At 62.2% G+C, this 12,703-nt stretch carries 10 protein-coding genes; all 10 read left to right on the top strand.

Annotated features, from left to right (window positions below):
- Positions 1-23: 23 nt before the first annotated feature.
- The 10 genes from edd (at position 24) to EGJ27_RS09775 (ending at position 11,993) form a co-directional block, all read left to right on the top strand.
- Complete coding sequence (gene edd / locus EGJ27_RS09820; RefSeq protein WP_125830525.1) at positions 24-1,850, top strand: phosphogluconate dehydratase; 1,827 nt, start codon at positions 24-26, stop codon at positions 1,848-1,850.
- Positions 1,847-2,812, top strand: a complete 966-nt coding sequence (locus EGJ27_RS09815) for a glucokinase (RefSeq protein ID WP_125830524.1) — start codon at positions 1,847-1,849, stop codon at positions 2,810-2,812. Before edd ends, EGJ27_RS09815 begins: the two co-directional genes overlap by 4 nt.
- Before the next feature lie 72 nt (positions 2,813-2,884).
- Complete coding sequence (locus tag EGJ27_RS09810) at positions 2,885-3,622, top strand: response regulator (RefSeq protein WP_125830523.1); 738 nt, start codon at positions 2,885-2,887, stop codon at positions 3,620-3,622.
- A 55-nt stretch (positions 3,623-3,677) separates the two neighbouring features.
- Entirely contained in the window at positions 3,678-5,084 is a 1,407-nt protein-coding gene (locus EGJ27_RS09805) for an ATP-binding protein (RefSeq protein ID WP_125830725.1), read from the top strand.
- A 139-nt stretch (positions 5,085-5,223) separates the two neighbouring features.
- Positions 5,224-6,510, top strand: coding sequence for an ABC transporter substrate-binding protein (locus EGJ27_RS09800; RefSeq protein ID WP_125830522.1), 1,287 nt, complete (start codon positions 5,224-5,226; stop codon positions 6,508-6,510).
- A gap of 103 nt (positions 6,511-6,613) precedes the next feature.
- A complete protein-coding gene (locus tag EGJ27_RS09795) occupies positions 6,614-7,522 on the top strand; it encodes a carbohydrate ABC transporter permease (protein ID WP_125830521.1) in 909 nt (302 codons plus the stop codon).
- Entirely contained in the window at positions 7,515-8,360 is an 846-nt protein-coding gene (locus tag EGJ27_RS09790) for a carbohydrate ABC transporter permease (protein WP_125830520.1), read from the top strand. The genes EGJ27_RS09795 and EGJ27_RS09790 overlap by 8 nt, the downstream gene beginning before the upstream one ends.
- Positions 8,361-8,362: 2 nt before the next feature.
- Complete coding sequence (locus tag EGJ27_RS09785) at positions 8,363-9,523, top strand: ABC transporter ATP-binding protein (protein WP_125830519.1); 1,161 nt, start codon at positions 8,363-8,365, stop codon at positions 9,521-9,523.
- 131 nt (positions 9,524-9,654) lie between these two features.
- A complete protein-coding gene (locus EGJ27_RS09780; RefSeq protein WP_125830518.1) occupies positions 9,655-11,016 on the top strand; it encodes a carbohydrate porin in 1,362 nt (453 codons plus the stop codon).
- 107 nt (positions 11,017-11,123) lie between these two features.
- The gene (locus EGJ27_RS09775) at positions 11,124-11,993 is read left to right on the top strand and encodes a D-hexose-6-phosphate mutarotase (RefSeq protein ID WP_125830517.1); all 870 of its coding nucleotides are present in this window, start codon (positions 11,124-11,126) and stop codon (positions 11,991-11,993) included.
- The last annotated feature ends 710 nt before the right edge of the window (positions 11,994-12,703 follow it).

Raw genomic sequence — 12,703 nt, 5'->3', positions numbered from 1 at the left:
GACGTTAGCCTGGAGTTCATCACATGCATCCCCGCATTCTTGAGGTAACCGAGCGGCTGATCGCCCGCAGCCGCGATACCCGTCAGCGCTATCTGCAACTGATTCGCGGCGCTGCCAGCGAAGGCCCGGTCCGCGGCAAGCTGCAATGCGCCAACTTTGCCCACGGCGTGGCCGCCTGCGGTCCGGAGGACAAGCAGAACCTGCGGCTGATGAACGCCGCCAACGTCGCCATCGTCTCTTCCTACAACGAAATGCTCTCCGCGCATCAGCCCTACGAACACTATCCCGCCCAGATCAAGCAGGCCCTGCGCGACATTGGTTCGGTCGGTCAGTTTGCCGGCGGCGTGCCGGCCATGTGCGATGGCGTTACCCAGGGCGAGCCGGGCATGGAGCTGGGCATCGCCAGCCGCGAGGTGATCGCGATGTCCACAGCCGTGGCGCTGTCGCACAACATGTTCGACGCGGCCCTGATGCTGGGCATTTGTGACAAGATCGTTCCGGGCCTGATGATGGGCTCGCTGCGGTTCGGCCATTTGCCGACCATCTTCGTACCCGGCGGGCCGATGGTTTCCGGCATTTCCAACAAGGAAAAGGCCGACGTCCGCCAGCGCTACGCCGAAGGCAAGGCAACCCGTGAAGAGCTGCTGGATACGGAAATGAAGTCGTATCACAGCCCGGGCACCTGCACCTTCTACGGCACCGCCAATACCAACCAGCTGCTGATGGAAGTGATGGGCCTGCATTTGCCCGGCGCTTCGTTCGTCAACCCGTACACGCCGCTGCGCGATGCGCTGACTGTGGAAGCTGCGCATCAGGTCACGCGCCTGACCATGCAGAGCGGCAGCTTCATGCCCATCGGCGAAATCGTCGACGAGCGCTCGCTGGTCAATTCCATCGTGGCCCTGCATGCCACCGGCGGCTCGACCAACCACACCCTGCACATGCCGGCCATCGCCCAGGCCGCGGGTATCCAGCTGACCTGGCAGGACATGGCCGACCTGTCGGAAGTGGTGCCGACCCTGACCCACGTCTACCCCAACGGCAAAGCCGACATCAACCATTTCCAGGCCGCCGGCGGCATGGCGTTCCTGATCCGCGAACTGCTGGGCGCCGGCCTGCTGCATGAAAACGTCAACACCGTGGTCGGCCATGGCCTGAGCCGCTACACCCGCGAGCCGTTCCTCGAAAACGGCAAGCTGGTGTGGCGTGACGGCCCGCAGGACAGCCTGGACGAAAACATCCTGCGGCCGATCTCCCGGCCGTTCTCGCCGGAAGGCGGCCTGCGGGTGATGCAAGGCAACCTGGGTCGTGGCGTGATGAAGGTATCGGCCGTGGCCCCGGAGCATCAGATCGTCCAGGCGCCGGCCAAGGTGTTCCACGATCAGCAGGACCTGGCCGATGCCTTCAAGGCCGGCGAGCTGGAATGCGATTTCGTGGCCGTCATGCGCTTTCAGGGGCCGCGCTCCAACGGCATGCCCGAGCTGCACAAGATGACGCCGTTCCTGGGTGTGTTGCAGGACCGAGGCTTCAAGGTCGCGCTGGTCACCGACGGGCGCATGTCCGGTGCTTCGGGGAAAATCCCGGCGGCGATCCATGTCTGCCCCGAGGCGTTCGATGGCGGACCGCTGGCGCTGATTCAGGATGGTGACGTGATTCGCGTCGATGGCGTGAAAGGCACGTTGCAAGTTTTGGTCGAACCGGCAGAATTGGCGGCTAGGGAACCGGCCGTCGGCGACCTCGACAACGGAGTCGGCTGCGGACGGGAATTGTTCGGTTTCATGCGTATGGCCTTCAGCTCTGCAGAGCAGGGCGCCAGCGCATTTACCTCAAGTCTGGAGAAGCTCAAGTGAAGTTGGCCCTGGTCGGTGATATAGGCGGTACCAATGCGCGGTTTGCCATTTGGGAAGATAACCAATTGCACTCGGTGCGGGTGTTTCCGACCATCGACCATCACGGTCCGGAACAGGCGGTTGAGCTTTACCTGCAGGATCTCGGCATCAACCCCGGCGACGTAGGGTTCGCCTGTCTGGCGGTGGCCGGGCCGGTGGATGGCGATCACTTCCAGTTCACCAACAGTCATTGGGAACTGAGCCGGAAAAAATTCTGTGCCGATCTGAAGATCGAGCATCTGTTGCTGATCAACGATTTCACCGCCATGGCGCTGGGCATGACGCGTTTGCGTGACGATGAGTACCTGACCATCTGCCACGGCATCGGCAAGCCCGAGCGCCCGCGAGTGGTGGTCGGCCCCGGCACCGGCCTGGGCGTGGGCACCTTGATCAACGCCGGCGACCATCGCTGGATGGCCTTGCCGGGCGAGGGGGGTCATGTCGACCTGCCCATCGGCAGCGCTCGCGAAGCGCTGCTCTGGGCACGGTTGATGGCCGAGCACGAGCATGTCAGTGCCGAAACCGTCCTCAGCGGCGCGGGGTTGTTGAACCTCTACAACGCCAGTTGCGGCCTGGACCAGGTCGAGCCGATTCACAAATCGCCGGCGGCCGTCACCACGGCGGCGCTGGCCGGGGAAGCCATGGCGGCCGCGGTTCTGGACCAGTTCTGCGTATTCCTGGGACGGGTGGTCGGCAATAATGTCCTGACTCTGGGCGGACTGGGCGGCGTGTATATTGTCGGCGGCGTGGTGCCGCGCTTCACCGATTTTTTCATCGCCAGCGGCTTCAAGCGCGCACTCGCGGAAAAGGGCGTGATGAGCGACTATTTCCAGGGGCTGCCGGTGTGGCTGGTCACGGCCGAGTACCCCGGCCTGACCGGTGCGGGCGTGGCTCTGCAGCAGGCGTTTGGCGCCGATCTCTAAACGTCTGCGCCAGCGGTAAGCATCAAGGGTTGTTCAAAAAACAATAACGATTTCGTCACAAGGACGATCACTTTGAGTTCAGTCAGTAAATCGATTTTGCTGGTCGACGACGACCAGGAGATTCGCGAGTTGCTGGACACCTACCTGAGCCGTGCCGGCTTTCAGGTACGGACCGTCGGCGATGGTGCCGGATTTCGTCAGGCATTCAACGAGGCCCCCAGCGACCTGCTGATCCTCGATGTCATGCTGCCCGACGAGGACGGCTTCAGCCTGTGCCGCTGGGTGCGCCAGCATCCACGTCAACCACATGTTCCGATCATCATGCTGACGGCCAGCTCCGATGAGGCCGACCGGGTGATCGGCCTGGAACTGGGTGCCGACGATTACCTGGGCAAACCCTTCAGCCCGCGCGAACTGCAGGCCCGGATCAAGGCCTTGCTGCGGCGTGCGCAATTCGGCCAGGAACGTTCAGGTGGCGATGTGCTGGTGTTCGATGAGTGGCGCCTGGACATGGTCAGCCATCGGCTGTTCCACAACGACGGCGAGGAAGTGATTCTCTCCGGTGCTGATTTTGCGCTGCTCAAGCTGTTTCTCGACAACCCCCAGCAGATCCTCGACCGCGATACCATCGGCAACGCCACCCGCGGCCGCGAGCTGATGCCGCTGGAGCGCATCGTCGACATGGCGGTCAGTCGCCTGCGGCAACGGCTGCGGGACACCGGCAAGTCGCCGCGGCTGATCCGCACGGTACGTGGCAGCGGTTATCTGCTGGCGGCCAACGTCAACTCCCATGCGGGCGGCGGTTATTAACGCGTCGCCTGTCGTGAAGCGTCGCCTGCCGCTGCCCCGCTCGCTGCTGGGGCGCATGTTGCTGCTGACCTTGCTGGCGGTGCTGTTGGCGCAGACCTTGTCCAGCGTGATCTGGTTGTCGCAGCTGCGTGCCACGCAGATGGAAGGCCTGGTGACCAGCGCCCGCAGCCTGGCGTACTCCATGGCCGCCAGCGTCAGTTACTTCCGCTCGTTGCCGGTGGCCTATCGCCCGCTGGTACTGGATCAGCTGCGCAGCATGGGCGGTACGCGGTTCGTGGTGTCACTCAACAATCACCCGCTGGACATGCAGCTGTTGCAGCCCACGCCACGCAAGCAGGCGGTGCTGGATGTCGTGGGCGAGGTGTTGCGCCAGCATCTGGGCAAGGAGCCGAATATCGCCGTATGGTTCGTCAGGCCCGATGATCTGCGTATTTTCAACAGCGGCCTGAAGCTGGACGAACTGCCGCGCTCCTGGGCGCACTACGCGCTGACCCTGGAACCGGTCAATCCGCCGGTGCTGGTCACGCAGATCGAGCTGGCGCCCGGCGAGTGGTTCTATATCGCGTCGCTGCTGCCCGAACCCTACACCTCGCTGGAAGAACAGGAGCTGCCGGTCCAGCAGGTCTGGTTCATTTTCCTGACCAGCGCATTTTTGCTGCTGTTCATCGGTTTGCTGGTGCATTGGCAGAGTCGCCCGCTCAAGCGCCTGGCGCGGGCGGCGCGGGACATGTCGCTCGGCGCGGAGGTCGAACCGGTGGTGGAGGGCGGCGGCAGCGAGGTGGTGGAAGTCAGCCGCGCGTTCAATGCCATGCGCACCCGCATCAGCCGTTACCTGACTGAGCGCGGCCAGCTGTTCAGCGCCATTTCCCACGATCTGCGCACGCCGATCACGCGTCTGCGGCTGCGGGTCGAGCTGCTGGAAGACGAACAGTTGCAGACCCGCTTCGGCCGTGACCTCGACGAACTGGAGCTGTTGGTCAAGGGCGCGCTGCAGTGCGTCAAGGATACGGACATCCACGAAAACATCGAGCCGGTGGACCTCAACGCGTTAATCGAGTGTCTGGTGGAGCCCTACCTGCGACCCGACGGGCAAGGGCGCGTCACTCAACATGGCGCCGCGCTGGCCCCTTACCCCGGCAAGCCACTGGCGCTCAAACGCTGCATCGGCAACCTCATCGACAACGCCCTCAAGTACGGCCATCGCGCTCATTTGAAGGTCGAAGACAATCCGCTGGCATTCGTCCTGCACGTGGACGACGAAGGCCCGGGCGTGCCCGAGCAAAGGCTGGAACATGTGTTCGAGCCGCACTTCCGCCTGGCGGGCAATCAGCAACAGGGTTACGGCCTGGGCCTGGGCATCGCCCGCAACATTGCCCACAGCCATGGCGGCGAAGTCAGCCTGCAGAACTTGCGCGACGGCGGACTGCGAGTGACGTTGTATCTGCCCAGGTCGGTGGAATGAGTGCTTGGTATGTCCAATGTCACAGTCTGGTGACATTCACGCATCCCTTCGTTACCGTCACCCGACATGGCTTGGTTAGACTCCCCGCAAGCGCAAGCATCAGACTTGCTCAGGCATAACAACAATAAAGGTCCTTTCGATGAATTCATTTTCGCGTCTCGCCGTCGTCATTTCCCTCGCCTCGTTGTTCCCGCTGAGCGCCTCCGCCGCTGAATCCAAGGGCACCGTCGAAGTCGTGCACTGGTGGACTTCGGGTGGTGAAAAGGCGGCAGTCGATGTTCTCAAGGCACAGGTCGAGAAAGACGGCTTCACCTGGAAAGACGGCGCCGTTGCCGGCGGTGGCGGCTCGACAGCCATGACCGTGCTCAAGAGCCGCGCCGTGGCCGGCAACCCGCCGGGCGTCGCCCAGATCAAAGGCCCCGACATTCAGGAATGGGCCTCCACCGGCCTGCTGGACACCGACGCGCTCAAGGACGTCGCCAAGCAGGAGAAGTGGGATTCGCTGCTGGACAAGAAAGTCTCCGATACCGTGAAGTACGACGGTGAATACGTGGCCGTGCCGGTCAACATTCACCGCGTCAACTGGCTGTGGATCAGCCCGGCCGCCTTCAAGAAAGCCGGTATCGAAAAGCCGCCTGCCACCCTTGAAGAATTCTACGCAGCCGGCGACAAGCTCAGGGCCGCAGGCCTGATCCCGCTGGCTCACGGCGGCCAGCCATGGCAGGACAGCACGGTATTCGAAGCCGTGGTGCTCTCGGTCATGGGCGCCGACGGTTACAAGAAAGCACTGGTGGACCTGGACAGCGACGCCCTGACTGGCCCTGAAATGGTCAAGTCGCTCACCGAGCTGAAAAAGGTCGCTACCTACATGGACCCCAACCGCGCGGGCCGTGACTGGAACATCGCCGCCGCCGACGTCATCAATGGCAAGGCCGGCATGCAGATCATGGGCGACTGGGCCAAGAGCGAGTGGACCGCTGCCAAGAAAGTCGCCGGTACCGACTACCAATGCGTAGCGTTCCCGGGCACCGACAAGGCGTTCACCTACAACATCGACTCCATGGCCGTGTTCAAACAGAAGAACGAAGGCACGACGGCTGCGCAGCAGGATCTGGCCAAGGTCGCGCTGGGCGAAGAGTTCCAGAAGGTCTTCAGCATCAACAAGGGCTCGATCCCGGTGCGAAACGACATGCTGGCCGACATGGGCAAGTACGGTTTCGACTCCTGCGCGCAAACCGCCGCCAAGGATTTCCTGGCCGATTCGAAGAACGGTGGTCTGCAACCGAGCATGGCTCACAATATGGCGACTACCCTTGCCGTACAGGGCGCTTTCTTTGACGTGGTGACCAACTACATCAACGACCCGGCTGCGGACCCCGCTGCGGCTGCCAAGAAACTGGCCGCTGCCATCAAGGCGGCCCGATAGCCCGCATTACCTGACCTCCAGCCGCAGTTCGTGCTGATGAAACCGTTTCCCGGTTTCACGCACGACTGTGGCCCGGATTCGATTTACTGGAGTGGATATTCCGATGAGCTCTGTCGCTGTGTTCAGCAAAGCCTCACCACTGGATGCGCTGCAACGCTGGCTGCCCAAGTTGGTATTGGCGCCCAGCATGTTCATCGTGTTGGTGGGATTCTACGGCTACATCCTGTGGACCTTCGTTCTGTCCTTCACCAATTCGACTTTCCTGCCCAGCTACAAGTGGGTCGGCGCAGCGCAGTACGCGCGGCTCATGGAGAACGATCGTTGGTGGGTGGCGAGCAAGAACCTGGCGGTTTTCGGCGGCATGTTCATCGCCATCAGCCTGGTGGTCGGCGTCATTCTCGCGGTGCTGCTGGATCAGCGCATCCGCCGCGAAGGCGCGATCCGCACCATTTATCTGTACCCGATGGCGCTGTCGATGATCGTCACCGGCACGGCCTGGAAGTGGCTGCTCAATCCAGGCCTGGGCCTGGACAAGATGCTGCGTGACTGGGGCTGGGAAGGCTTTCGCCTGGACTGGCTGGTCGATCCGGACCGCGTCGTGTACTGCCTGGTGATCGCCGCTGTCTGGCAATCCTCGGGCTTCGTGATGGCCTTGTTTCTCGCCGGTTTGCGCGGCGTCGATCAGTCGATCATCCGTGCCGCACAAATGGACGGTGCCAGCCTGCCGCGCATCTACTGGCGCGTGGTGCTGCCCAGCCTGCGTCCGGTGTTTTTCAGCGCGGTCATGATCCTGGCGCACATCGCCATCAAGAGTTTCGACCTGGTCGCGGCGATGACCGCCGGTGGCCCCGGCTATTCCTCGGACCTCCCCGCCATGTTCATGTACTCCTTCACCTTCAGCCGCGGCCAGATGGGCATGGGCTCGGCCAGTGCGATTCTGATGCTCGGCGCGATCCTGGCAATTCTGGTGCCGTACCTGTATTCCGAGCTGAGGACCAAACGCCATGACTAGTCATGTTGGAAAACCCGGCATCAGCTTCAGCCGGATCCTGATTCACGCGGTGCTGCTGCTGGCGTGCCTGGTCTACCTGGTGCCGCTGGTGGTCATGCTGCTGACCAGCTTCAAGACCCCCGAAGACATCGGCGTCGGCAACCTGCTGAGCTGGCCGAGCGTGGTGACCGTGATCGGCTGGGTGAAAGCCTGGGACATCGTCGACGGTTACTTCTGGAACTCGATCAAGATCACGGTTCCGGCTGTGATCATCTCCACCGCCATTGGGGCGTTGAACGGCTACGTACTGTCGATGTGGCGCTTCCGTGGCTCGCAACTGTTCTTCGGCCTGCTGCTGTTCGGCTGCTTCCTGCCGTTCCAGACCGTGTTGCTGCCGGCATCCTTCACCCTCGGCAAGATGGGCCTGGCGAGTACCACCACCGGGCTGGTGTTCGTTCACGTCGTGTACGGCCTGGCGTTCACCACGCTGTTTTTCCGCAACTACTACGTGAGCGTCCCGGATGCACTGGTGCGCGCGGCACGCCTGGACGGCGCCGGGTTTTTCACCATCTTCTGGCGCATCATCCTGCCCATGTCGACGCCGATCGTCATGGTCTGCCTGATCTGGCAGTTCACCCAGATCTGGAACGATTTCCTGTTCGGTGTGGTGTTCTCCAGCGGCGAATCCCAGCCGGTCACCGTGGCCCTCAACAACCTGGTCAACACCAGCACCGGGGCCAAGGAGTACAACGTTGATATGGCGGCGGCGATGATCGCCGGGCTGCCGACACTGCTGGTCTACGTACTGGCCGGCAAGTATTTCCTGCGCGGGCTCACGGCCGGCGCGGTCAAGGGGTAATCATGGCAACTCTCGAACTGCGTAACGTAAACAAGACCTACGGCGCCAACCTGCCCGACACCCTCAAGAACATCGAGCTGTCGATCAAGGACGGCGAGTTCCTGATTCTGGTCGGGCCGTCGGGCTGCGGCAAATCCACCTTGATGAACTGCATCGCCGGGCTGGAAACCATCAGCGGCGGCGCGATCCTGATCGACGGCGACGATGTCAGTGGCACCAGCCCCAAGGATCGCGACATCGCCATGGTGTTCCAGTCCTACGCGCTGTATCCGACCATGAGCGTGCGGGAAAACATCGCCTTCGGCCTGAAGATTCGCAAAATGGCCCCGGCTGCCATCGAAGAGGAAGTGGCGCGGGTCGCCAAACTGTTGCAGATCGAACATCTGCTCAACCGCAAGCCGGGCCAGCTGTCCGGCGGCCAGCAGCAGCGGGTGGCCATGGGTCGTGCGTTGGCGCGACGCCCCAAGATTTACCTGTTCGACGAACCGCTGTCCAACCTCGACGCCAAGCTGCGGGTTGAGATGCGCACTGAAATGAAGCTGATGCACCAGCGTCTCAAGACCACCACCGTCTACGTGACCCACGACCAGATCGAGGCCATGACCCTGGGCGACAAAGTGGCGGTCATGAAGGACGGCATCGTTCAGCAGTTCGGCACCCCGAAACAGATCTACAACGATCCGGCCAACCTGTTCGTCGCCAGCTTCATCGGTTCGCCGCCGATGAACTTCATACCTCTGCGCCTGCAACGCAAGGACGGCCAGCTGGTGGCCTTGCTCGACAGCGGCCAGGCGCGTTGCGAGCTGCCGGTGGGCGTGACCGACGCGGGCCTTGAGGATCGGGAAATCATCCTTGGCATTCGCCCCGAGCAGATCATGCTGGCCGCCAGCGACACCAGCGGCCTGCCGACCATCCGCGCCGAAGTGCAGGTCACCGAGCCCACCGGACCGGACACGCTGGTGTTCGTCCATCTCAACCAGAGCAAGGTCTGCTGCCGCCTCGCACCGGATGTCGCGCCGCTGGTGGGCGAGAGCCTGACCCTGCAGTTCGACCCGACCAAGGTCCTGATCTTCGACGCGCAGAGCGGTGAGCGCCTGGGCGTGCTGGGAAAGCAGCCAGTGGCTGACCGGGTCGGCAATGTGACCCAGATCGGCCGCAAATGAATCGTTGATTCCTTGACGAGCACAGTCGGTCGACGGCCTCTGCGACGAAGGCGGTCACCGGCGAACACGAAGCAGTGATGCAAGCAGGACGTACACCTAAAGCTAATAACAATAAAACGAGGATTTATGGGATGAAGAAGAACAAGGCTAAATCGCTTTCCCGGTTCGAGTTGGTGCGCAAGCTGTCGGTAGTGGGTGCAATGAGTCTGGCCGGTGGCAGCGTTTACGCGGCCGACGCATTCGATGCCAACTCGCCCTGGATGACGGGCGATTGGGGCGGCACGCGGACCGAGTTGCTGGAAAAGGGTTATGACTTCTCGCTCGAATACGTGTCTGAAATGGCGAGTAACCTGGACGGCGGCTACAACGACGACACCACCGGCCGCTACAGCGACCAGTTCGCGCTCGGCGTGAAGATCGATCTGCAGAAAGTCTTCGGCTGGCAGGATGCCGAGTTCAAGCTCGCGATCACCGAACGTAGCGGTCGCAACATTTCCAACGACCGCATCGGCGACCCGCGCGCCGGCACCCTCAGTTCCTCGCAGGAAGTCTGGGGTCGTGGTCAGACCTGGCGTCTGACGCAGTTGTGGGTCAAGCAGAAATATTTCGACGGCGCGCTGGACGTCAAGGCCGGTCGTTTCGGTCCGGGCGAAGACTTCAACAGCTTCCCTTGCGACTTCCAGAACCTGTCGTTCTGCGGCTCGCAGGTCGGTAACTACGTCAACACCTGGTACAACTGGCCAATCAGCCAATGGGCGTTGCGCATCAAGTACAACATCACGCCTGAAGTCTACGCTCAGGTCGGTGTGTACGAGCAGAACCCGTCCAACCTGGAAACCGGTAACGGCTTCAAACTCAGCGGCAGCGGCACCGAAGGCATGATCCTGCCGGTAGAGCTGGTGTGGACGCCCACTTTCAATTCGCTGCCAGGCGAATACCGGGTCGGTTTCTACAAGAGCACGCCGAACGCCGACGACGTGTATGAAGACGTCAATGGCCAGCCACAACCGGTTACCGGCGCGGCGTTCAAGTCCCACAGCAGCAAGCACGGCTGGTGGGTGGTCGTTCAACAGCAACTGACCTCCCACGGCGGCGATGCGTCCCGAGGCCTGAGTATCTTTGCCAACGCCACCATGCATGACAAGGACACCAACTTCGTCGACAACTACCAGCAGATCGGCCTGACCTACAAAGGCCCGTTCAACTCGCGTCCCAAGGATGACATCGGTATCGGTATCGCCCGTATCCACGTCAACGACGACGTGCAGGACCGGGTGCGTCTGGCTAACCAGATCAGCGGCATCAACGACTATGACAACCCGGGCTACCTGCCGGTGCAGGACACTGAATACAACTCCGAGATCTACTACGGCTTCCACGTCACTGACTGGCTGACCGTGCGTCCGAACCTGCAATACATCAAGCACCCAGGTGGTGTGGATCAGGTGGATGACGCCTTTGTGGCCGGTCTGAAGATTCAGTCCAAGTTCTAAGCGATCAAACGCTGCAAGCGATCGGGGATCGTGTGTGCTTTGCGGGCAGCCTGGCTGCCCGTCTTTTTTTATGGCGGTGGATTTTTTTATTTCAGAGGTCGTTGGCGATGGGCATCAAGGATGAGCAGCCGTTCGAACATCCCTTGCAACGTTTCTTCAGTTCCCGCCGTGCCCGACCGGTCTTTGAGTGGGAGCGCTACCAGCATCGTGAAGTGCTGGTGATCGACCATCCACAGTGTCATGCGGTGTTCAGCCGACAGGGTGCCCAGTTGCTGCACTTCCAGCCGCGCGGGCAAAAGCCCTGGCTGTGGTGCGCGGCGCAGTGGCCGCAGGTCGGCGCGATTCGCGGCGGCGTGCCGGTGTGCTGGCCGTGGTACGGGCGGCATCCGGGTGAAAGCGGCTGGCCGGCTCATGGTTGGGGGCGTTTGCTGGACTGGAAACTGGTGGACAGCGGGGAAAGCGAGGCGGGCGTCATCCTGCACTGGCGATTGCAGCTGTGGGACTGGCAGGTGGACCTGCACGCTGAACTGGGCCAGGGCATGGACCTGCGGCTGAGCACTCGCCACGAAGACAGCGAGCCTTGCCATTTCAGCCACGCCCTGCATGCCTATTGGCGGATCAGCGATGTGGAAGACGTGGCGGTACAAGGCCTGGAAGGTGCGCAGGGTTACGACGAACTGCGTCGCCAGTCCTGCCAGCAGGAAGGCGAGCTACGGCCGGCGGGAGGCTGTCAGCGGACGTTCGAGCATGAAGGAGCGGTGCAGCTGGAAGACCAGGCTTGGCAGCGTCGTTTCACCATCGACACCGGCGACAGCCCCAACACCGTGATCTGGCACCCCGGAAGCCGCCCGTTGCTGGGCGTGGCCGGCAACGAAACCACCGGCTTCGTCCGCGTCGAAGCCGCAGCCGGAGACAGCTTCAGCCTCGAGCCAGGCCAGCAGACCGGGATCAGGCTACAGGCCCGGCTGGCAGGCTGAGAACGTTCGTAAATGCCGAGTGCGCCGCTGTCTCTGCAGGAGCGACCTTGGTCGCGATCTGCCGCGCAGCGGCAGCAAAAAGGGTACGTCCGCAGCAGATCCATTGCCTGGAATACCGTCTTCGCCAGCAAGCTGTCTCCTACAGAACGCGGTACGCCGCGACCGTTGTAGGAGCGACCTTGGTCGCGATCTGGCGCGCAGCGGCAGGAAAATGGGTACATACGCAGCTGATCCATTGCCCGAACCACCGCCTTCGCCAGCAAGCTGTCTCCTACAGGATCACGTACGCCGCGACCGTTGTAGGAGCGACCTTGGTCGCGATCTGGCGCGCAGCGGCAGCGAACAACGGTACATCCGCAGCTGATCCACCGCCTGAAACACCGTCTTCGCCAGCAAGCTGTCTCCTACAGGATCACGTACGCCGCGACCGTTGTGGGAGCGACCTTGGTCGCGATCTGGCGCGCAGCGGCAGCCAAAATGGGTACATCCACAGCTGACCCACCGCCTGAAACGTCGTCTTCGCCAGCAAGCTGTCTCCTACAGAACGCGGTACGCCGCGACCGTTGCAGGAGCGACCTTGGTCGCGATCTGGCGCGCAGCGGCAGGAAAATGGGTACATACGCAGTTGATCCATTGCCTGGAACACCGTCTTCGCCAGCGAGCTGTCTCCTACAGGATCACGTAAGCCGCGACCATTGTAGGAGCGACCT

It is taken from the genome of Pseudomonas sp. v388 (assembly GCF_003935425.1).
GTDB lineage: Bacteria > Pseudomonadota > Gammaproteobacteria > Pseudomonadales > Pseudomonadaceae > Aquipseudomonas.
This window is presented reverse-complemented; position numbering and strand designations above follow the sequence as displayed.

Coding starts and splice junctions, on each gene's coding strand:
- edd (WP_125830525.1), top strand. CDS start 24: ATGCATCCCCGCATTCTTGAGGTAACCGAGCGGCTGATCGCCCGCAGC.
- EGJ27_RS09805 (WP_125830725.1), top strand. CDS start 3,678: ATGTTGCTGCTGACCTTGCTGGCGGTGCTGTTGGCGCAGACCTTGTCC.
- EGJ27_RS09800 (WP_125830522.1), top strand. CDS start 5,224: ATGAATTCATTTTCGCGTCTCGCCGTCGTCATTTCCCTCGCCTCGTTG.
- EGJ27_RS09795 (WP_125830521.1), top strand. CDS start 6,614: ATGAGCTCTGTCGCTGTGTTCAGCAAAGCCTCACCACTGGATGCGCTG.
- EGJ27_RS09790 (WP_125830520.1), top strand. CDS start 7,515: ATGACTAGTCATGTTGGAAAACCCGGCATCAGCTTCAGCCGGATCCTG.
- EGJ27_RS09785 (WP_125830519.1), top strand. CDS start 8,363: ATGGCAACTCTCGAACTGCGTAACGTAAACAAGACCTACGGCGCCAAC.
- EGJ27_RS09780 (WP_125830518.1), top strand. CDS start 9,655: ATGAAGAAGAACAAGGCTAAATCGCTTTCCCGGTTCGAGTTGGTGCGC.
- EGJ27_RS09775 (WP_125830517.1), top strand. CDS start 11,124: ATGGGCATCAAGGATGAGCAGCCGTTCGAACATCCCTTGCAACGTTTC.